The sequence below is a fragment of the Streptomyces sp. SID4985 genome, from assembly GCF_009863025.1.
In the GTDB taxonomy this organism is placed as follows: Bacteria; Actinomycetota; Actinomycetes; order Streptomycetales; family Streptomycetaceae; genus Streptomyces.
In genome coordinates this window covers 1-17,338 of sequence record NZ_WWIR01000208.1, presented here as the reverse complement: position 1 = coordinate 17,338, position 17,338 = coordinate 1, and the positions used below count along the sequence as shown (strand labels likewise).

The following is a 17,338-nucleotide window of genomic DNA, read 5'->3' as shown; positions in this document are numbered from 1 at the left end:
CCCTGACGCTGCATGATGTCGGCGCGGTTGACGGCGGCGGCCGCCACATCGACCAGCACCTCGCCCTCACCGGGCACTGGATCCGGCACCTCGGTCCAGGTCAGCTTCTCGGGCCCACCGGGTTCGGAAATCCTGATCGCGTGCATGGCGGCGACGGTACCCCTGCGGGGGGCGTGTCCCGAGGAGGCGGTTTCGGCCTCGTTGGTCGTGTTCGCGAATTGCGCCACCCGTGTCTGGATCGGTTGGGGAGGTGTTGGGGAGTTGCCGGTCTCGTCGGTCGAAGGGCGGATCAAGGTGAGCTGGGAAGAATTCGCGATCAAGCGCACGGTGGACATCGTCGTGCTCACCATGAACGACCGGGACGAGGAATTCCGCGCGGCGATGGCGTCCGTCCTTGCCCAGCGGGACGTGGACCTGCGCGTGGTGATCGTCGGGAACGGTGTGGAGCCGGACCATGTACCCGAGGGCGTGCGGAGCGTCGCGCTCGCGGTCAATACGGGTATCCCGGAGGGCCGCAACGTCGGCGCTTCGGCGCTGGCCGCCGGTGGCGCCGAGTTCGTGCTGTTCTTCGACAACGACGCGGTACTCCCCGACCCGCACACCCTCACACGGCTGATCGCGGAGTTCGACCGGCACCCGGACGCCGCCTACGTCCAGCCCCGCATCGCCGACCCCACCACCGGCGAGACCCTGGGCCGCTGGGTACCCCGGCTCCGTTCCGGGGACGCCCGACGCCCCGGGGCCGTCACCGTCATGGCCGAGGGCATCGTGCTCGTACGCCGAGCGGACTTCGACGCCGTGGGCGGCTGGCCCGGCCACTTCTTCCTCTTCCACGAGGGCATCGACCTCTCGTGGCGGCTCTGGGACCTCGGCCGGATCGGCTGGTACGCCGCCGACATCGAGGTCCACCACCCGGCGACCAACCCCGCCCGGCACGGCCCGTACCACCGCATGATCGCCCGCAACCGGGTCTGGCTCGCCCTCCGCCGCCTCCCGGCTCCCTTGATCCCGATTTACCTGACCACCTGGACGGTGCTCAGCCTGTGGCGTTTCAGCACCTCCGGAAACCTGACCGTCTGGCTCAAGGGCTTCGCGGAGGGCCTGCGCGGAGGGTGGGGGGAGCGGCGGCCGATGTCGTGGCGGACGGTTTGGCGGCTTGCTCGGGCGGGGCGGGCGCCTGTTGTGTGACGCGGCCGGGGCGAAGCGTGCGTGGACGGTCCGCCAGGGGCCGCCGCGCTCGGGCGGGTCGCGCCGGGGGCGGGGTTCGTCGGCTCGCCGCGACACTCCACAGAGTCCGTGATCGGACGCGTCCTCGTCATCTTGGTGGGGCACGTGGGCGAATCACGGGGCCAGGCACGTGCTACGCCTCCTGTCGGGCGGGTGCGGCGGGTCGGAGCCCGGGAGCGGTGGGTTCGGGCAGGGTGCGGAAGAGCAGCCAGCTCAGCGCGGGCATGGCGATCAGCGGGGTGAGGGCGGTCTGCAGCGACGTGGAATCGGCCAGCCGTCCCAGGAGGGGACTGATCAGGCCGCCGATGCTGACGGTGAGGCCGAGGGTGACGCCGCCGGCAGTGCCGACGCGGGTGGGCAGGTAGTCCTGGCCGAGGGTGACCTGAAGCGAGAAGGGGACGTAGAGGCCGGCGGAGGTGAGGGCCACGAAGACGAACAGGGCCGGACCGGGCGCGTAGAGCACTCCGGCGACGGCGACGATCGAAGCCAGGTAGGACCAGCGGGAGACGCGGACGCGGTCGTAGCGGTTGGCCAGGGAGCCGCCCAGGACCGAGCCGACGGCGCCGCCCAGGAACAGCAGGAAGAGGGCCACGGTCCCCGCGACGGTGCTGCCGTGCGTGCGCTGTTGGGCGTAGAGGGAGATGAAGGTGCTCAGGCCGGTGAAGACGATGGAGCGGAAGACCACCGCCAGGGACAGTTTCACGAACGAGGTCATGTCGTCGGCGCCCGTGACCGGCGCCGTATCGGCGGCATCGGTCCGAAACCGCCCCAGGATCCGGACCACGGGGACGCACAGGGCGGCGCCGACCAGGGCGGGCAGGACCAGCACCGGCGTCCGGCTCAGTGAGCCGTGTCCGATCGCGACCGACACCGCGATCGGCGCGAGCGCGAAGCCGATGTTGCCGCCGAGGGAGAACCAGCTCATCGCGCCGTGACTGCCCTGGCTGACCAGCCGGGCCACGCGAGCGGACTCCGGATGGTAGGCGGCGACCCCGATCCCGGAGATCGCGACGAAGACCAGAGTGAGCCGGTAGGAGCCGCTGAGACCGCTCAGCGCGATGCCTGTGCCGCTGAGCAGGGTGCTGACCGGCAGCAGCCACGGCATCGGCCACCGGTCGGTGAGCGCGCCGAACACCGGTTGGGCCACCGACGACAGCAGGGACGCCGCCAGCACGATGCCGGAGGCGACGGCGTAGCCGTAGTGGCGGTCGGCCACGAAGAACGGGATCAGCGCCGCGACGGCGCCCTGGTAGATGTCGACGCAGGCATGGCCCACGGACAGCAGCGAGATCGTTGCATTCCTTCGCACCCGTCCATGCTGCGAGAGGTGACAGGTGTCCCGCTTTCGATAGATTGCCAGATGATGAAGGAAATCCGCCACGAGCCCGTCGCGCCGACCCGGACTCAGCGCCTCGCGTCCGGCGGCGAGATCGACACCCACCGCCACGACGACCACCAGATCGTCTACGCCAGCCAGGGCGTCATCGCCGTCACCACCGACGCGGGCTCATGGATCGCCCCCGCCACTCGCGCGCTCTGGATCCCGGCGGGCACCGTCCATCAACATCAGGCCCACGGTGAACTCGACCTCCACCTCGTCGGCCTGCCCGTCACCGAGAATCCCCTCGGGCTCGACTCCCCGGCCGTCCTGACCGTCAGCCCCCTCCTCCGCGAACTGATCGTCGCCTACACACGCCTCCCCGACGACAACAGCCCACCCCACCTGCGCCTGCGCGCAGTCCTGCTCGATCAGCTCAGGATTTCCCCCGAGCAGCCGCTCCACCTGCCGACCCCCACCAGCCCTCTGCTCCAAGAACTCCACGGCATCCTGATCGCCGACCCGGCGGACAATCGCACCCTCGACGAACTCGGCCGCCAGATCGGCGCCAGCGCCCGCACCCTCTCCCGCCGTCTCCACGACGACCTCGGCCTCACCTACCCCCAGTGGCGCACCCAGATGAGGCTCCACCACGCACTGATCCTCCTCGCCGGCAACACCCCCGTCACCACCGTCGCCCTCCGGTGCGGCTGGTCGTCGGTGAGCACCTTCATCGACGTATTCCGCCGCACCTTCGGCCACACCCCGGGCTCACGCTCCACGCCCTGACCCGGTTCCCAGCCGACTTACGGGTACTCAGGATTCTGGTCGGACAGGACCTGGCCCGTCCTCGGACGAGACGGCGTGCTTCGGCGGTCGTGTTCGTTCTCCCAGACCATCAGCAGCACTTGGGGGTCGGCGCCGCAGGCCCTGGCGTAGGTGACGGTGAAGCGGCGGCTGGGGAAGTGGTGGCCGGAGAGGACGCCGTTGATGTGGTCGAGGCCCGTGCCGGTCTTCCGGGCCAGGGTTTCCGGACTGAGGTCGGCTCGCCTGCGGACTCGTTCCATGACGTGTCCGATGTGGGCCGGGCTGCTCCCAGTGCGGCTGGTTTCAGGTGACATCGAGGGCCTCACGGGCGCCGGGGGCGTGGGGAGGCTCCGCATCGAGAGGGAGTCGGGCGTGGGTGCAGGGGGTGTGCGGGCAGCGCCGGCCGACGAGGCGCAGCAGGAGAAGGCAGGCGCTCAGCGCGGTGTTGGTCCAGTGCCCGGACTCGTGGGTGAGGAGCAGTTGTCCGGCGGGGCCGGTGGCATCTTCGAGCGCGTCGATCACGCAGAGCGGGCACGGGTGGATCAAGCGCGTACGTCGTGGGCGGGCGTGGCGCGGTTTACGGCGCTGGCGCCTGGGGGAGGGGGTCATCGCGGCCTCCTTGGAGATGTCGTGGACACGGGCCCCGGTCGATGACCTCGAAATCACTGCGCCGGGGCCCCGGTGCCGCCCGACGCGTCGCCGAGCAGGAGGGACGCTAGGGCGAACTCCGGCTCTTTGGAATCCACTTGAGCGGCGGAATGTGGCATTGCCATTGCCGTCGAAGGCTCAGGTGTGAGGCGTATTCATCACCGCAGTCCGTGCCACGTTCGATTTCTTGGAAGCGTGCGCCCTGTTTACGCGCCCCCTATTTCCCTGTTGAGAGCCCCGGCATCACAGCGGAACTCGTCACCTCTTTTTGGGTTGTGCGAATGCCCGGTGCATACTCCATGCCTGGTGCATATTCCAGGGTGCTTTGCATCGCGGTCCCCGGCGGGATGAACTCATGTGATTTTCAGGCGCACTTGCATGGTGAGGGCCGACGGAATCAAGACATTGTTGCTTCAACCATGCATACATGGCCTGCGGGGCGGTGATCCTCCCAAAGTCGGGCTGGGATGCAATTGCATCCCGGCAACGGGGAGTTCGTTCACCGCAGGAGGTCGCCCGGTGGGGAAGCCGACGGTTGTGGAGCGTCGCGGCTCGAAGTGGGCCGGTGCCGCATGGCGGAAGAGTTCGTACAGTCTTCCGGAGGGATCGTGCGTGGAGGTCGCCGAGCCGACCGGTGACCACGTGCTCTTCCGTGACTCCAAGGATCAGGGCGGTCCGGTGATGGCGGTGTCGAAGGGGACTGCCGCCGCGTTCGTCGCCGCCGTCGACAGCGGCGACCTCTGAGGCAGTCAACCGGGCCGCTGGGAGTTGCCGACCGTGGAGGCGGTCGGCGACTCCCAGCGGTCTCTGTGTGAGGCCGCGTTCTTTTCATCCATGCCGTCAAATCAGAAACTGCATATGTTCGAGAAGTCGAGAAAATCGTTCAGCTGTGGACATCGCCGCTGAACGACCGGTATCGATAGGGATAATGCAAGTGCATTCCGCACCTGGCGAGCCCCGGGGGCTGTGGATGCCGGGGAGGAGCATGGTGGGGGAGCGTGCCGCGCATGAGCATGGACGGGACAACAGTGATCTGTTCTTGAGGCAGGATCAGGCGCACAGTGCGCGGATGTACGACTATTACCTGGGCGGCAAGACCAACTACGCCGTGGACCGCGAGGTGGCCCAGGCGGTGATCAGATTGTTTCCGGCGATCGAGACCGTCGCCCGTGTGAACCGCGCTTACATGCACCGCGCCGCACGGTACATGGCACAGCAAGGAGTACGGCAGTTCATCGATGTGGGAACGGGAATCCCCACGGCTCCCAACCTGCACGAAGTGGTCCAGGACGTCGCCCTGGAGTGCAGGGTCGTCTACATCGACAACGATCCGATCGTCCTCGTCTACGCGGACGAGCTTCTCGCCGGTACACCGGAGGGCCGAACCTGCTTCGTCCAGGCGGACGCCACCGATCCGGAGGCGGTCTTCGCCGAGGTCGAGGCGCAGGACATCGTGGATTTCGGCCAGCCGGTCGGGCTCAGCCTTCACGCACTGCTCCACTTCATCCCCGACGAACGGCGACCGTACGACATCGTCCGCAGCTTCGTGGAACGGCTGGCGCCCGGCTCCTATCTGAGCCTGACCCACTGCACGGGGGACTTCGCCCCCGAGGTGTGGCAGGCCATCATCGACACCTACGCGCAACGCGGAAGCCGCGCCCAGGTGCGTACCCAGGCGGAGGTCCTGCGCTTCTTCGACCGTCTCCAGCTCGTCGATCCCGAGGTGGTGCTGGCGCACAAGTGGCGCCCGCAGTTCGACAGTGAACTGGACCTCGTCGACGACGAGTTGGTGTCCCTGTACGCCGGTGTCGCGCGAAAGCTCTGACGGCGCCGGGGCCGCGGTCGTCAGTAGCGGTTGGTCGCCAGCATGTCCAGCAGGCGCCGCCTCATCGCGTGGGGTGCGAGCGAGCGGGCGGCGAGCGCGTCGAACGCCTTCACCCGGCGGTCCACCATCTGCTCGTCCTCGATGACCAGACCGCCGTCGTACCCCTCCGCGAAGGCGATCGTGGGCAGGCGGCCCGCGAAGTCGAAGATGGTCGTGGGGCCGAGTTCGACGTGCACCTTGTAGTCGTGCAACTGGGCGAGGTGGAGCTGGAAGCGGGGATCGTTCGTCAGCGCGATCAAGTGGTTCAGCTGCCCGCGCATGATCTCCGCCGACCCGACGGGGCGGGCCAGAGTGGCCTCGTCCACGACGCAGAGCAACTTCGTGTCCGGCGTCGAGGCGAATCGTTCCTGGCGCTCGGCGCGAAACCGGACCAGTTCGTCGTGCCCGCTCTTGGATCCCCGGCCCCGCTCGATCAGCGCCCGCGCGTACTCGGGTGTCTGCAACAAGCCGTGCAGATAGATGGGTTCGTAGGACCTGATCCGGGTGGCCATGTCCTCGAAGCTGACCACTGCTTGCAGATACTTCGGCGTGACCGCCGACCAGGGCTGCCACCAGGCGGGCTCGTGGGCTGCCGTGGCAAGGTCGCACAGTTGCGTCTGTTCTTCCGGGTCTGTGATCTTGTACAGCGCGAAGAACTTCAGCAGGTCCTGCGGCTTGGGGGAATTGTTGCCGGATTCGATCCGGCTCACCTTCGAGGCAGAGCCCCCCAGCCGCCTGGCCGCCTCACCCGCGCTCAGGCCGACGGCCTCCCTGTGACGGCGTAGGGCGTTGCCCAGCACCATGCGTGCCGCGAACGGCGCTGCCTCGTTCTGGAGGTAGCGCACCGCTCCCCTACGCCCCGCCTTCTGACCGGAGCCGTCGTAGGGCTCCCCGGCGGCGATGGGCAACTGCTCGACCACCTGTGCTCCTTGATTTCATGGACTCACTGTGATGCCCAGGGCACACATAGTGCCCGCCGCGACCCTCTCCGGAGGGGGAATCGACTAAAAGTCCAATTATGCGCAGGTGTACGGCCTGAACTCACCCGCCCGTGACCGTTGTTCCGCGCCCATTACTCAGAGTCGAGAGGCAGGGCGGTACGAGTCAACGTGGCTCGCCGTGGCGCGAGTTGGCGCAGTGCGGGCGAGTTGTCATCGCCACGGCCCGCTGTCCGTCCGGACCCCCTCCAGGGCCCGGAGCACCTCCTCGTCGCTGACCTGGTCGAAGTCGTCGTACCACTGGCCGACGGCCTGGAAGGCGGGGGGTTGGTGGAGGCAGATGACGTCGTCGGCGGTCTGGCGGAGGTCGGTGACCGCGCTGGGGGCGCCGACGGGGACGGCGAGGATCAGGTGGGCGGGGGAGTGGGTGCGGAGGTGGTGGAGGGCGGCGCGGGCGGTGGCGCCGGTGGCCAGGCCGTCGTCCACGAGGATCACGGTGCGGCCGGAGAGGCCGGGAGCGGGGCGGTCGCCGCGATAGAGGTGCTCGCGGCGGTGGAGTTCGGTTCGTTCGCGGGTCACGTCCGGGGCGAGATCCTCCTCGCTCAGGCCGAGCATCGCCAGGGCGCGGCGGTCGAACAGTGGGGGGCCGTCGCCCACGATCGCGCCGATGCCGGTCTCCGGGTGGCCGGGTACGCCGATCTTGCGGGCCACCAGGATGTCGAGGGGCGCGCCGAGTGCCCGGGCGACCTCGGCCGCCACCGGGACGCCGCCCCGGGGCAGCGCCAGGACGACGGGGTCGACGAGGTCGCCGTCGGTGGCCCGCTCCGTCAGTCGGACGCCCAGTTCCTGGCCGGCGCGGCGACGGTCGGGGAATCGCATGGGCGGTCACCTGCCTTCCGGCGACTCCTGCGGACGCATGTCCGGGGTTTCCCGTGGGGCGGCCGTCAAACCACCCCCGGCGGACGTCCTGGCGGGATGATCGGAGTACGCCGGGGTAACCGGCACCCCATGGACAACTCCACCGAATACATCGCACTGTCCGGAGGCGGCACGCTGTGGTTCCTCGTGGTGGGGGTCGTCGTCGCCGTCGTACTGCTCGGCGCGTTCTGGCTCGGCAGTCGCCGGGCGCGTGAGCGCCGCGCGTCGACCCCCGCCCCCGGCTCCCAGGAGCGCCGGGGTGGCGTCGAGAGCCGCGAGGGCGTCGGCTGGAGCACCCCGGACGCCCGGAACGACACGCGGGACTGACGGCCGGCGGGACTGACGACACGCATGACGCAGAGGCGGCGGAGCGGGATGTACCCCGCTCCGCCGCCTCCGTCGACTCTCGTCTGTCGTGGGCGGGCCCTCAGTGGGCGCCCAGGCCCCCGCCCCCGAAGGAACCGCTCGAACCCTTGCTCCAGCGTGGGCGCTCCTTCGCCGTGCTGGGCCTCGTGTGCATGTTGGACAGCTCGTACGGGGTCAGTGGGCGCCCGCCCTTGGGCATCCGCGGGACCTCGTCCGGCTCTCGGTTCTCCTGAATCTCCCGTACGGCACCCTCCGGAGGCAGATGTGGCTGTTCCTCGGGGCGCGGCCGGGGTGGCTCGCTCTGCTTGACGCGGGAGGTGATCCAGAAGCCGCCGCCCAGTAGCGCGAGCAGTGCGACGGCGATCAGGAACAGTACGAGACTCAGCAGGCCGCTCGGCGCCGCCAGCTGGACCATTGGAGTGCTCATATCACCGGGATACCCCGTACAAATCGGTATGAACATGGCGCTATGGGTGCTGGATCACACGCCCACCGTGACGGCTCCCTCCGGCATCGCGTCGACGTGTTTACGCCGCCCCGCCACGGCTACCCGCCCCCCTGTGACGACACCGCCGCCCCCGCGAGACGCGCCCTACCAGTTCCTGGAGGATCGCTTCGCCTGCGCGCAGGCATGTGCCGAGTGCGCGCGGGAGTGCGCGGTGCGGGCGAGCCTCGTGGGCGCGTACGGCTCCGCGCGGCGGATCGGGATCATGTGCGCGGAGGTCTGCGACACGACCTGCCACCTGCTGTCCGAGGACGGCAGCGTGGAGGTCGACGGCACCGAGACACGGATCAGACTCCAGCTGGAGTGGTGCCGCTCCGTCTGCGTCGAGGGCGTCCACGCCTTCGAGGGGCTGACCGGCGCCGAGGCCGCGGCGACGGCATGCCGCAGGTGCGCCGAGGCGTGCACGGCCTTCATGGCCGCCCTCGACTAACGTGCGCCCACACGACCCGCCCACATGATCCGTCCCCACGGCCCGCCCGTGCTGCCCGGGTCGCCCGCTCACCGCGCTCCCCCGCACCCCTATCCGCCGATGATCATCCCGTGTTACGAAGAACCATGCCTGCACACGAGGGAACCCGGACGTATGACGCCGTGATCGTCGGTGGCGGACACAACGGCCTGGTCGCCGCCGCTTATCTGGCCCGCGCCGGCCGCTCCGTACTGGTCCTTGAGCGGCTGGACCACACCGGGGGCGCCGCCGTCTCCACCCGGCCGTTCGCCGGGGTCGACGCCCGGCTGTCGCGCTACTCCTACCTGGTCAGCCTGTTGCCGGACAAGATCGTGCGCGATCTCGGCCTCGACTTCCGCGTCCAGGGGCGGACCATCTCCTCGTACACCCCGGCCGAGCGGGGCGGCCGCGCCACCGGACTGCTCGTCGGCGGCGGGGAGGAGCGCACGCGCGAGGCGTTCGCCGCGCTGACTGGTGGCGAGCGCGAGTACGCCGCCTGGCAGCGCTTCTACGGCATGACAGGCCAGGTCGCCGAACGTGTCTTCCCCACGCTCACCGAACCGTTGCCCAGCCGCGACGAGTTGCGCCGCCGTGTCGACGACGAGACCGCCTGGCGGGCCCTGTTCGAGGAGCCGATCGGTGTCACGATCGAGGAGAACTTCAGTGACGACCTGGTTCGGGGTGTCGTCCTCACCGACGCCCTGATCGGCACCTTCGCGGACGCCCACGACGCCTCCCTCGCCCAGAACCGCTGCTTCCTCTACCACGTCATCGGCGGCGGAACCGGCGCCTGGGACGTGCCCGTCGGCGGCATGGGCGCGCTCACCGACGCCCTCGCCGGGGCTGCCCGTGCCGCCGGAGCCGTCATCGCCACCGGGCACGAGGCGGTCCGGATCGACACCGACGGGCAGACCGCCGAGGTCACCTACCGCACCGCCGACGGCGAGGGCACCGCCGTCGCCCGGCACGTCCTCGTCAACGCCTCCCCGCAGGAACTGGCCGCGCTCACCGGGGACACCGCCCCCGAGCCCGCCGAGGGCGCCCAGCTCAAGGTGAACATGCTGCTCAAGCGGCTGCCCCGGCTCCGCGACAGCGCCGTCGACCCCCGCGAGGCGTTCGCCGGGACCTTCCACATCGCCGAGGGCTACGGGCAGCTCGCCACCGCCCACGCCCAGGCCGCCGCGGGCGAACTCCCCGCCGCGCCGCCCTCGGAGATCTACTGCCACTCCCTGACCGACCCCGGCATCCTCGGCCCCGACCTCGCCGCGCGCGGCTACCAGACCCTCACCCTCTTCGGCCTGCACACCCCGGCCCGGCTCTTCGCCGGTGACAACGACGCCGTACGCGACGAGCTGCTCAAGGCCACCCTCGCCCAGCTCGACACCCACCTCGCCGAACCCCTCGCGGACTGCCTCGCCACCGACGCCGACGGCCGCCCCTGCATCGAGGCGAAGACCCCGCTCGACCTCGAACGCGACCTCGGGCTGCCCGGCGGCAACATCTTCCACCGCGCCCTGTCCTGGCCCTATGCCCAGGAGGACACCGGCCGCTGGGGCGTGGAGACCCGGCACGCCAACGTCCTGCTGTGCGGCGCGGGCGCGGTGCGCGGTGGCGGGGTGAGCGGCGTACCCGGACACAACGCGGCGATGGCCGTCCTGGGGGAGTAGGACGACCGGCACCCCGTAAGGGGCACCCCCGGCGACCACCCGGCCGGGCCCCATGGATCTTGACCTGGGGCCCGGCCGGCCCCAGGATCGGCTGACATGACACAGGGACAGGGCAGCACGGTCGACGGGGTGCTGCGGCGCAGCGCCCGACGCGTCCCGGCGCGCGTCGCGCTGGAGTACGGCGAACGGACCTGGACGTACGCGGAACTGGACGACGCCGTCTCCCGCGCCGCGGCCCTCCTGCTCGACGGGGGACTCGCCCCCGGCGACCGGGTGGCCGCCTACGGCCACAACTCCGACGCCTACCTGATCGCCTTCCTCGCCTGTGCCCGCGCGGGCCTGGTCCACGTCCCCGTCAACCAGCACCTGACCGGTGACGACCTCGGCTACGTCCTCGGCCAGTCGGGCAGCGCGCTGGTGCTCACCGACCCGGCCCTCGCCGGTCAACTCCCTCCGGACGTACGGCACATGCCCCTGCGCGACGCCGACGACTCCTTCCTTGCCCGACTGTCCGGCACCGAGCCGTACGACGGGCCGGAGGCGCGCACCGAGGACCTGGTGCAGCTGCTCTACACCTCCGGGACGACCGCGCTGCCCAAGGGCGCGATGATGACCCACCGCGCGCTGGTCCACGAGTACCTGAGCGCGATCACCGCCCTCGACCTGAGCGCCGGTGACCTGCCCGTGCACGCGCTGCCGCTCTACCACTCGGCGCAGATGCACGTCTTCCTGCTGCCCTACCTCGCGGTCGGCGCCACCAACATCGTCCTCGACGCGCCCGACGGTGACCGCCTCTTCGACCTGATCGAGGAGGGCCGCGCCGACAGCCTGTTCGCCCCGCCCACCGTGTGGATCGCGCTCACCAACCGGCCCGACTTCGCCGAGCGTGATCTCACCGGACTGCGCAAGGCGTACTACGGCGCCTCGATCATGCCGGTGCCCGTCCTGGAGCGGCTGCGCGAACGGCTGCCGAAGCTCGCCCTCTACAACTGCTTCGGGCAGAGCGAGATCGGCCCGCTCGCCACCGTGCTCGCCCCCACCGAGCACAAGGGCAGGCTCGACTCCTGCGGCCGTACGGTGCTGTTCGTGGACGCCCGCGTGGTGGACGAGAACGGTGAGGACGTGCCTGACGGGACGCCCGGCGAGATCGTCTACCGCTCCCCGCAGCTGTGCGAGGGCTACTGGGACAAACCCGAGGAGACCGCGGCCGCCTTCCGTGACGGCTGGTTCCACTCGGGCGACCTCGCGGTCCGCGACGCGCACGGGTACTTCACGATCGTCGACCGGGTGAAGGACGTCATCAACTCCGGTGGCGTCCTGGTCGCCTCCCGCCAGGTCGAGGACGCGCTCTACACCCACGAGGGTGTGGCCGAGGCCGCCGTGATCGGGCTGCCCGACGAGCGGTGGATCGAGGCGGTCACGGCGGTCGTCGTCCCGCGCGGCGAGGTCACGGAGGACCAGCTCGTCGCCCATGTCCGCGAGACACTGCCCGCGTTCAAGGCGCCCAAGCGGGTCCTCTTCGTCACCGAACTGCCCCGCAACGCCAGCGGCAAGATCCTGAAGCGGGAGCTGCGGGACAGGTTCGCCGACTGAACGGCGGTCTGGGACTGAACGGCGGCCCGGCACCGGACGACAGTCGGGACCGAACGGCGGCCCGGCGCTAGCGCGGCCGCAGATCCACGATCCGGCGTATCTTCCCCACCGAGCGCTCCAGCGACTCCGGCTCCACGATCTCCACGGCCACCGACACCCCGATGCCGTCCTTCGCGGCGGCGGCGATCGACCGGGCCGCCGCCTCCCGCGCCTCGGGGGTGGCACCCCGCCGGGCCTCGGCGCGCACGGTGAGCGCGTCGAGCCGCCCCTCGCGGGTCAGCCGGAGCTGGAAGTGCGGCGCCACCCCGGGCGTGCGCAGCACGATCTCCTCGAACTGGGTCGGGAACACATTGACCCCGCGCAGGATCACCATGTCGTCGCTGCGACCGGTGATCTTCTCCATCCGGCGGAACGCCCGCGCCGTGCCCGGCAGCAGCCGGGTCAGATCCCGGGTGCGGTACCGGACGATCGGCATCGCCTCCTTCGTCAGGGAGGTGAACACCAGCTCACCCGGCTCGCCCTCCGGCAGCACCTCGCCGGTGATGGGGTCGACGACCTCCGGATAGAAGTGGTCCTCCCAGATGTGGAGACCGTCCTTGGTCTCGGCGCACTCCTGGGCCACGCCGGGACCTATCACCTCCGACAGGCCGTAGATGTCGACGGCGTCGATCGCGAACCGCTCCTCGATCTCGCGCCGCATCTCCTCCGTCCACGGCTCGGCCCCGAAGATCCCGACCCGCAGCGAGGTGCTCCGCGGGTCCACGCCCTGGCGCTCGAACTCGTCCAGGAGCGTGAGCATGTACGACGGCGTGACCATGATGACCCGGGGTTCCAGGTCCTGGATCAGCCGCACCTGCCGGGCCGTCATGCCCCCGGAGGCGGGCACGACCGTACAGCCCAGCCGCTCGGCGCCGTAGTGCGCGCCGAGGCCGCCGGTGAACAGGCCGTAGCCGTACGCCACATGGACCACGTCCCCGGGGCGGCCGCCCGCCGCGCGGATCGAGCGGGCCACCAGGTCGGCCCACAGGGAGAGGTCGTTCTCCGTGTAGCCCACCACCGTGGGCAGGCCGGTGGTGCCGCTGGAGGCGTGGAGGCGGCGGATGCGCTCGCGGGGGACGGCGAACATGCCGTACGGGTAGTTCTCGCGCAGGTCGCTCTTCACGGTGAACGGGAAGCGCGCGAGGTCCGCCAGCGAGTGGCAGTCCTCGGGGTGGACCCCGGCCTTGTCGAAGGACTCGCGGTAGAAGGGCACGTGCTCGTAGGCGTGCCGCAGTGTGGCGCGCAGCCGCTCCAGCTGGAGGGCGCGCAGCTCGTCGAGTCCGAGCCGCTCGCCCGCGTCGAGCAGATCCGCCGTGTCCGTCATCGGAAAAGGCCCCCTCACGCGCCACGCACATACGCAATACGGACGACCGATCATTCGGTCGTTTCCTTCGAGGCAAGTAATTCAGGCCAGCGGGTCCGAGGCAAGAGGCAGGCACCCGGATTTTTCCCAGGGGCGCGCACAGACCGGCGCGCGCCGCCCGAACGTCCCCCTCACATGGCCTGTCCGCCGCCCGGAGCGGTCGCTAGGCTGACTCGCGGACGACGAACCGGGAGGAGTACGGACGTGGCCGAGAGCATCACCCAGCGGCAGCCGCTCGCGGACTGGGACAAGCCGGACCTGGACCTCAGCGGGGCGCAGTGGCGCTCCGGCAGCGGCGGCCTGGGGGACGTCCAGATCGCCTTCGTGGAGGGCTTCGTCGCGATGCGCAACAGCGACCGCACGGAGAGCCCCTCCCTGATCTTCACGCCCGCCGAGTGGGGCGCCTTCGTCTCCGGCGCGCGCGCCGGGGAGTTCGACCTGACCTGAGCGCCCCCACCAGGACACCCGGAGCCGAACCGGGGGTGTTCACGCCCGATTTCCGGACACGCGACCAGGGGCGCGCCGCCGACGCGAGCGACTGAGCCACGCTGGCCCCGGCAGGGGAAGGTCGTGTTCCGGAGGTGAGGGACGATGAGCGCTGCGCCGGTCATCGCGGCGGTGGACGGTTCCGAGGACAGTGTGCGCGCGCTGGAGTGGGCACTGGACGACGCCCGACGGCGCGCGGCGCCGCTGCGGGTGGTGCACGTGCGCCAGTACGCCCCCTGGGGCCAGGAGGACGTTCTGGTCGCCGACGACACCGAGCGGGACGGCGACCCCGTCCTCGACGAGGTGCGCACGCTGCTGCGCGACCGCGACGACGTTCCCGAGACGGAGTACGTGACCGTCGAGGGCGCGCCCGCCGCCGTCCTGCCCGAACTCGGCGCCGACGCCCAGCTGCTCGTCCTCGGCTCACGCGGCCGGGGCGGCTTCACCGGGCTGCTGCTCGGCTCCAACGGTGTGGCCGCCGCCCGCGACGCCCCCTGTCCCGTGGTCGTCGTGCCCCGGCCCGGCCGCGAGGTCGACGGCGAACCGGCCGAGCCGGGCCCCCGCGTGGTCGTCGGGCTGCACGTGGACCACCCCGACGAGGCGTCCCTCGACTTCGCGTTCACCGAGGCCGGGCTGCGCGACGCGCGCGTGCAGGTGATCGCCGCCTACCCCTGGCCGGTGCAGTCCTGGTCGGCGCCCGGTCAGCTGGTGCCCCCGGCCGTCGACCAGGCCGCCGTCGAGACCGAGACCCGCGCCCTCGCCGACACCTGTCTCGTGCCCTACCGCGAGCGCCACCCCGGCGTGCGCACCGACATCGAGGCACTGCCCGGAGGCGCCGCCGGACTGCTCGTCGGGGCCTCCGCCGGAGCCGATCTGGTGGTCGTCGGCCGCCACCGGCGCCGCCCGCTCGCCCCCGCCCCCATGCTCGGCTCGGTCACCCACGCCGTGCTGCTCCACGCGGCCAGTCCGGTCGCCGTCGTACCGCCCGTTCCCACGGACGAGTGACCCGTACGGGCTACGGATGACGCCGAGTCCGCGAGCCCGGCCACACGCGGCCGTTCCGGGAGGGCGCCCGCACGTCGCCGCGCGCTCCCGGGCACGTACCATTGCCGCATGTCGTTCCTCCGCCGCCGCAGCACAACCCCCGCCGGCCCCGATTTCGACGTGCTGGCCATGGACCCGGGCGACTGGCCGGGCAACCTCGGCGCGGGCCTGCTGCCCGCTCCCGACGGCACCTGCCAGGGTGTCTTCCTGCGCTACGACCTGTTCGGCGGGCGCGGCCCCGCCATGATCATCGGCAACCTCCCCGAGGGCTCCCCGGCCCGCGAGGTCGCCGAGGCCGAGATCCCCTTCGAGGTCGCCCAGCTGCTGCTCGCGCTGGAGAACGAGGAGGAGGTCACGGTCGTCGGCACCGAGGACACCCCCGTCCTCCAGGGCGACAACCTGCTGATCGTGCGCCGCCTCAAGCTCTCCGAGAGCCGTATCTCCTGCGTGCAGTTCGACCGCAGCGACGGCGTGCTCGTCACGATCGCCGCCTGGGACCGGCCCATCACCGACGACCTGTACGCCCTGCTGAAACCGCTCCCGGCGGAACTGTTCCAGCAGGGCTGAGGCCCGGCCTCAGCGGCGCGCGGCCGCCAGTGTCACATCGGCCGCGCGGACGAACGCCACCCGGTGGCCGTACTGGATCTCGTAGTACAGGTCCTTGCCGACGACCACCTTGTGCGAGTCCTCGGTGAAGGTGACCGCGTAGTAGTACTCACCCGGCATCTCGTCACCGACGACGTACTTCTGCCCGGCCGGGACCGTGTACGGCAGCGCCACCACCGACTGGGCCGGGACGCCCGCCGGGTAGGCCTCCTTCTCGGGGTACGCCCGGCCGTACACCGGGACGCTCGTCAGACCGTCCTTCGGGGTGATCGTGAACCCGGACGCGGGAACCGCCGTCGCGTGCCGCCTCGGGTTCTCGAACCACGCCTTCTGGCCCAGGTACCAGATCGCCGTCCAGCCGCCCCAGCGGTCCGCGACCGCGTACTGCTGGCCGGTGGAGACGCGTGAGGACAGGTCGTTGACCCCGGTCGTCGGCGTGGTGCCCAGGCCGATGTCCTTGACCAGCGGGGCGTTCACGTCGTGGTCCGTGTACAGGCGCACCTCGCCGGAGCCGTGCGCCGGGCAGGAGGCGGCGGCCGAGTCGCAGCCCGTGTACACCGGCTGGTTGGCCGCGTAGTCCGGCCGGATCGTCACCAGCCCGGAGCGGGCGGTGCCCGTCGCCCTGAAGGGGTGGCCGAGCAGCTGGAAGTAGTGCCGCCAGTCCCAGTACGGACCCGGGTCGGTGTGCATCCCGGGCACCGTCGAGGCGGTCGGCCCCGGCACGTTGTCGTGGCCGAGGATGTGCTGCCGGTCCAGCGGAACGCCGTACGTGCGCGACAGATAGCGCACCAGACGGGCCGAGGAGCGGTACATCGCCTCCGTGTACCAGGCGTCCGGCGCGGTCAGGAAACCCTCGTGCTCGATGCCGATCGAGCGGGCGTTGACATCCCAGTTGCCCGCGTGCCAGGCCACGTCCTTCGCCTTCACATGCTGGGCGATCAGACCATCGGTGGAGCGGATCGTGTAGTTCCAGGACACATAGGTGGGGTCCTGGATCAGGTTCATCACCCCGTCCCAGCCGCCCTCGGTGTCATGGATGACGATGTACTTGATCCGCTGCGAGGCCGGGCGGTTGCCCAGGTCGTGGTTGCCGTAGTCGTTGTCCCCGAACTCCTCGTACGGCGCCGGGACCGACACGCAGGACACCGACGCGGGGCACTCCACACCGTCGGCCTTCGGCGCGCGCAGACCGGTCCGCTTCAGCTGGGCCGTGTCGCCGCGCACACCGGGGACGGCCTTGAGGTCGACTCGCCGGCCGTCGTCGGTGGTGCGGGACTCGCCGGTGCGCAGCACGTCGAACACGTCGTTGGCGTACGCGGCCGCCGTCGCCGAGTCGTCGGCGCCGGAGAAGCGGGCCACCGCGCCGTACCACGCGGCCGGATCGTCGCCGGTCTTCTCGCCCAGCTGCTTCTGCTCGGCCGCGAGCAGGGCGGCGCCCCCGGCGACGTTGGCCGCCGGGTCGGTGCGCAGCTCGGCGGCGGGCAGGCCGGTCAGCTCCGCC

Annotated in this window: 19 protein-coding genes and 1 pseudogene; 11 read left to right on the top strand and 9 right to left on the bottom strand. The window is 70.8% G+C overall.

Annotated elements, in window-relative coordinates:
- Positions 1 to 146, bottom strand: a pseudogene (locus GTW40_RS08455) (NAD(P)H-quinone oxidoreductase); the annotation flags it as partial.
- Between the two features lie 148 nt (positions 147 to 294).
- Between GTW40_RS08455 and GTW40_RS08450 the strand changes: the two are divergent.
- On the top strand, positions 295 to 1,188 hold the full coding sequence (locus GTW40_RS08450) for a glycosyltransferase (RefSeq protein ID WP_343245639.1): 894 nt from the start codon (positions 295 to 297) through the stop codon (positions 1,186 to 1,188).
- Between the two features lie 172 nt (positions 1,189 to 1,360).
- Here GTW40_RS08450 and GTW40_RS08445 read toward each other — a convergent pair whose 3' ends face one another.
- Positions 1,361 to 2,536 carry an MFS transporter gene (locus GTW40_RS08445; RefSeq protein ID WP_161179535.1) on the bottom strand — a complete coding sequence of 392 codons (1,176 nt, stop codon included), beginning with the start codon at positions 2,534 to 2,536 and terminating at the stop codon, positions 1,361 to 1,363.
- Between the two features lie 54 nt (positions 2,537 to 2,590).
- Here GTW40_RS08445 and GTW40_RS08440 point away from each other — a divergent pair, with 54 nt between their 5' ends.
- Positions 2,591 to 3,334 carry a helix-turn-helix transcriptional regulator gene (locus GTW40_RS08440; RefSeq protein WP_202485585.1) on the top strand — a complete coding sequence of 248 codons (744 nt, stop codon included), beginning with the start codon at positions 2,591 to 2,593 and terminating at the stop codon, positions 3,332 to 3,334.
- A 17-nt stretch (positions 3,335 to 3,351) separates the two neighbouring features.
- Here GTW40_RS08440 and GTW40_RS08435 read toward each other — a convergent pair whose 3' ends face one another.
- Together GTW40_RS08435 and GTW40_RS08430 are read right to left on the bottom strand one after the other, a co-directional pair.
- Positions 3,352 to 3,612, bottom strand: a complete 261-nt coding sequence (locus tag GTW40_RS08435) for a helix-turn-helix transcriptional regulator (protein ID WP_161179533.1) — start codon at positions 3,610 to 3,612, stop codon at positions 3,352 to 3,354.
- Between the two features lie 43 nt (positions 3,613 to 3,655).
- Positions 3,656 to 3,961: a hypothetical protein gene (locus GTW40_RS08430; RefSeq protein WP_161179532.1), complete on the bottom strand. Its 306-nt coding sequence runs from the start codon at positions 3,959 to 3,961 to the stop codon at positions 3,656 to 3,658.
- A gap of 417 nt (positions 3,962 to 4,378) precedes the next feature.
- On the opposite strand from GTW40_RS08430, the gene GTW40_RS33705 reads away from it, so the two are divergent.
- Complete coding sequence (locus tag GTW40_RS33705; RefSeq protein WP_161179531.1) at positions 4,379 to 4,744, top strand: DUF397 domain-containing protein; 366 nt, start codon at positions 4,379 to 4,381, stop codon at positions 4,742 to 4,744.
- A gap of 241 nt (positions 4,745 to 4,985) precedes the next feature.
- Positions 4,986 to 5,825, top strand: a complete 840-nt coding sequence (locus tag GTW40_RS08420; protein ID WP_161179530.1) for an SAM-dependent methyltransferase — start codon at positions 4,986 to 4,988, stop codon at positions 5,823 to 5,825.
- Between the two features lie 20 nt (positions 5,826 to 5,845).
- Here GTW40_RS08420 and GTW40_RS08415 read toward each other — a convergent pair whose 3' ends face one another.
- Positions 5,846 to 6,784 (bottom strand): helix-turn-helix transcriptional regulator, encoded by a 939-nt coding sequence (locus GTW40_RS08415; protein WP_343245638.1) that lies wholly within the window; start codon positions 6,782 to 6,784, stop codon positions 5,846 to 5,848.
- 231 nt (positions 6,785 to 7,015) lie between these two features.
- Positions 7,016 to 7,681: a phosphoribosyltransferase gene (locus tag GTW40_RS08410; RefSeq protein ID WP_161179529.1), complete on the bottom strand. Its 666-nt coding sequence runs from the start codon at positions 7,679 to 7,681 to the stop codon at positions 7,016 to 7,018.
- 129 nt (positions 7,682 to 7,810) lie between these two features.
- Between GTW40_RS08410 and GTW40_RS08405 the strand changes: the two genes are divergently transcribed.
- Positions 7,811 to 8,047 (top strand): DUF6479 family protein, encoded by a 237-nt coding sequence (locus GTW40_RS08405; RefSeq protein WP_161179528.1) that lies wholly within the window; start codon positions 7,811 to 7,813, stop codon positions 8,045 to 8,047.
- Between the two features lie 100 nt (positions 8,048 to 8,147).
- Here the strand turns inward: GTW40_RS08405 and GTW40_RS08400 are convergent, their stop codons facing one another.
- Entirely contained in the window at positions 8,148 to 8,513 is a 366-nt protein-coding gene (locus GTW40_RS08400; protein ID WP_202485581.1) for a DUF6479 family protein, read from the bottom strand.
- A gap of 133 nt (positions 8,514 to 8,646) precedes the next feature.
- Between GTW40_RS08400 and GTW40_RS08395 the strand changes: the two genes are divergently transcribed.
- From GTW40_RS08395 to GTW40_RS08385, 3 genes are all read left to right on the top strand, one after another.
- Complete coding sequence (locus tag GTW40_RS08395) at positions 8,647 to 9,021, top strand: ferredoxin (protein ID WP_161179527.1); 375 nt, start codon at positions 8,647 to 8,649, stop codon at positions 9,019 to 9,021.
- A 125-nt stretch (positions 9,022 to 9,146) separates the two neighbouring features.
- Positions 9,147 to 10,706, top strand: coding sequence for an NAD(P)/FAD-dependent oxidoreductase (locus GTW40_RS08390; RefSeq protein ID WP_161179526.1), 1,560 nt, complete (start codon positions 9,147 to 9,149; stop codon positions 10,704 to 10,706).
- 96 nt (positions 10,707 to 10,802) lie between these two features.
- On the top strand, positions 10,803 to 12,299 hold the full coding sequence (locus tag GTW40_RS08385) for an acyl-CoA synthetase (protein WP_161179525.1): 1,497 nt from the start codon (positions 10,803 to 10,805) through the stop codon (positions 12,297 to 12,299).
- 67 nt (positions 12,300 to 12,366) lie between these two features.
- Here the strand turns inward: GTW40_RS08385 and paaK are convergent, their stop codons facing one another.
- The gene (gene paaK / locus GTW40_RS08380) at positions 12,367 to 13,662 is read right to left on the bottom strand and encodes a phenylacetate--CoA ligase PaaK (protein WP_161179524.1); all 1,296 of its coding nucleotides are present in this window, start codon (positions 13,660 to 13,662) and stop codon (positions 12,367 to 12,369) included.
- Positions 13,663 to 13,905: 243 nt separating this feature from the next.
- On the opposite strand from paaK, the gene GTW40_RS08375 reads away from it, so the two are divergent.
- The 3 genes from GTW40_RS08375 (at position 13,906) to GTW40_RS08365 (ending at position 15,798) form a co-directional block, all read left to right on the top strand.
- On the top strand, positions 13,906 to 14,148 hold the full coding sequence (locus tag GTW40_RS08375) for a DUF397 domain-containing protein (RefSeq protein WP_161179523.1): 243 nt from the start codon (positions 13,906 to 13,908) through the stop codon (positions 14,146 to 14,148).
- 144 nt (positions 14,149 to 14,292) lie between these two features.
- Positions 14,293 to 15,192: a universal stress protein gene (locus tag GTW40_RS08370; RefSeq protein ID WP_161179522.1), complete on the top strand. Its 900-nt coding sequence runs from the start codon at positions 14,293 to 14,295 to the stop codon at positions 15,190 to 15,192.
- Positions 15,193 to 15,300: 108 nt separating this feature from the next.
- A complete protein-coding gene (locus GTW40_RS08365; protein WP_161179521.1) occupies positions 15,301 to 15,798 on the top strand; it encodes a hypothetical protein in 498 nt (165 codons plus the stop codon).
- A gap of 9 nt (positions 15,799 to 15,807) precedes the next feature.
- Here the strand turns inward: GTW40_RS08365 and GTW40_RS08360 are convergent.
- The coding region (locus tag GTW40_RS08360) for a peptidoglycan recognition family protein (RefSeq protein ID WP_161179520.1) at positions 15,808 to 17,338 on the bottom strand (1,531 nt) is incomplete at its 5' end.

Coding starts and splice junctions, on each gene's coding strand:
- GTW40_RS08440 (WP_202485585.1), top strand. CDS start 2,591: ATGAAGGAAATCCGCCACGAGCCCGTCGCGCCGACCCGGACTCAGCGC.
- GTW40_RS08435 (WP_161179533.1), bottom strand. CDS start 3,612: ATGGAACGAGTCCGCAGGCGAGCCGACCTCAGTCCGGAAACCCTGGCC.
- GTW40_RS08430 (WP_161179532.1), bottom strand. CDS start 3,961: ATGACCCCCTCCCCCAGGCGCCAGCGCCGTAAACCGCGCCACGCCCGC.
- GTW40_RS33705 (WP_161179531.1), top strand. CDS start 4,379: ATGGTGAGGGCCGACGGAATCAAGACATTGTTGCTTCAACCATGCATA.
- GTW40_RS08420 (WP_161179530.1), top strand. CDS start 4,986: ATGGTGGGGGAGCGTGCCGCGCATGAGCATGGACGGGACAACAGTGAT.
- GTW40_RS08410 (WP_161179529.1), bottom strand. CDS start 7,681: ATGCGATTCCCCGACCGTCGCCGCGCCGGCCAGGAACTGGGCGTCCGA.
- GTW40_RS08405 (WP_161179528.1), top strand. CDS start 7,811: ATGGACAACTCCACCGAATACATCGCACTGTCCGGAGGCGGCACGCTG.
- GTW40_RS08400 (WP_202485581.1), bottom strand. CDS start 8,513: ATGAGCACTCCAATGGTCCAGCTGGCGGCGCCGAGCGGCCTGCTGAGT.
- GTW40_RS08390 (WP_161179526.1), top strand. CDS start 9,147: ATGCCTGCACACGAGGGAACCCGGACGTATGACGCCGTGATCGTCGGT.
- GTW40_RS08385 (WP_161179525.1), top strand. CDS start 10,803: ATGACACAGGGACAGGGCAGCACGGTCGACGGGGTGCTGCGGCGCAGC.
- paaK (WP_161179524.1), bottom strand. CDS start 13,662: ATGACGGACACGGCGGATCTGCTCGACGCGGGCGAGCGGCTCGGACTC.
- GTW40_RS08370 (WP_161179522.1), top strand. CDS start 14,293: ATGAGCGCTGCGCCGGTCATCGCGGCGGTGGACGGTTCCGAGGACAGT.
- GTW40_RS08365 (WP_161179521.1), top strand. CDS start 15,301: ATGTCGTTCCTCCGCCGCCGCAGCACAACCCCCGCCGGCCCCGATTTC.